Origin of the sequence: Eggerthella sp. (genome assembly GCF_048329335.1) — a bacterium.
Taxonomy (GTDB): Bacteria; Actinomycetota; Coriobacteriia; order Coriobacteriales; family Eggerthellaceae; genus Eggerthella; species Eggerthella lenta.
The window spans coordinates 1-1,569 of record NZ_DBFEGU010000039.1; the positions used below are offsets into that span (position 1 = coordinate 1).

The window sequence follows — 1,569 nt, forward strand, 5'->3', positions numbered from 1 at the left end:
GCGCAGGATGAACTCCACCTGGGCGTTCACGCTGCGCAAATCGTCGGCGGCCCACCGTTCGATGCCGGCCCACACCTCCGAATCGATGCGCAGGGGATACTGTTTTCGCTTCGCCATAGCTTGCCACCGAAGCTGCGGCACGGCGCGTGGCGCCGCGCCGCAGCGTTCCTTCCTACTGGTACAGCGTTCCCGTGTTCAGCACGGGCTGCGCGTCGGACTCGCCGCAGAGCACCACCATGAGGTTCGACACCATGGCGGCCTTGCGCTCGTCGTCCAAGTCTACCACGTTCTTCGCCGACAGCTCGGCCAGCGCCATGTCCACCATGCTCACCGCGCCCTGCACGATCTTCTCGCGGGCGGCGATGACGGCTTCGGCCTGCTGGCGGCGCAGCATCGCCTGGGCGATCTCCGGCGCGTACGCCAGGTGCGTGAGGCGCGCGTCGTCGATGACCACGCCGGCCTTCTCCAGGCGCACCGCCAACTCTTCCTTGAGCGCCTCGGACACCTCCTCGATGTTGCTGCGCAGCGTGATCTCGTCTTCGGGCTCGCCGGGCATCTGGTCATAGGCGTACGTGGTGGCCACATGACGCAGCGCCGTCTCGCTTTGCGTATGCACGTAGGTGTTGTAGTCGTCCACGTCGAACAGCGCTTTCGCCGTGTTCTCGACGCGCCACACGATGACGTCGGCGATCTCGATGGGGTTGCCGCACTTGTCGTTCACCTTGAGGTGCTCGCCGTTGTACGTGCGGGCGCGCAGCGAGACCTTCGTGGACTTCGCGATGGGCTTGCCCGTGGCCACGTCGACCGTGGAGCCGGCGTTGCGGGAGTAGAACGGGTTGGCCCAGTGGAAACCTTCGTCGCGCACGGTGCCCTTGTAGTCGCCGAACAGGATGAGCACGCGCGCCTGGTTCGGCTGGATGGTGAAGAAGCCCATCAGCAGCAGGACGGGCGCCACGCATACGGCGACGATGCCCGCCACCAGCAGCGCAATGCCGAGCGTTTGCGTCGCGGTCGTGATAGGCGCATCATCGGGCGGAGCCATGGTCGCCCCCGTCACGATCAACGCGACGCACAGCGCGACGACGGCGAGCAGAAGCGCCAGCATCGGCCAGCCGCTCCTTGCATGAACGGTCTTCTCGACGGACATGATGATCCCTTTCTCTCTCAGGCTCCGCGCCCCATGCGCTCGCCCGCCACCTCAGCGAGGTGATACGAATATGATATCACATTGAGATCGTTATAGGAAGCGTGGGGGCGAAGGGCTCCGCATCGCCTTCCTCCCCGTCGAGCATAGGCGTCTCAGAGTGTTTCACATGAAACATTTGTTCGTTCATGATGCAAAAGAAAAGGAGCCTCTCGGCTCCTTTTCATGGTTCGTGCTCGTGCGCTTATTCAGCGGCGGGCTCCGTGTAGTTGCGGTTCACGGACGGATCGACCTTCACGCCGGGGCTCATCGTGGAGGACACCGTGATGGACTTCACGTACTTGCCCTTCGCGGCGGCCGGCTTCATACGGAGGATCTCGTCGTACACGGCGCCGTAGTTCTCGGCCAGCTGCTCGGCGGTGAAG

1 protein-coding gene and 1 pseudogene are annotated in these 1,569 nt (G+C 64.1%); both read right to left on the reverse strand.

Annotated features, from left to right (window positions below):
- Positions 1-172 precede the first annotated feature (172 nt).
- Positions 173-1,147 carry an SPFH domain-containing protein gene (locus ACMO6A_RS01460; protein WP_009306284.1) on the reverse strand — a complete coding sequence of 325 codons (975 nt, stop codon included), beginning with the start codon at positions 1,145-1,147 and terminating at the stop codon, positions 173-175.
- A gap of 241 nt (positions 1,148-1,388) precedes the next feature.
- Positions 1,389-1,569 (reverse strand): annotated as a pseudogene (locus ACMO6A_RS01465) (50S ribosomal protein L1); the annotation flags it as partial.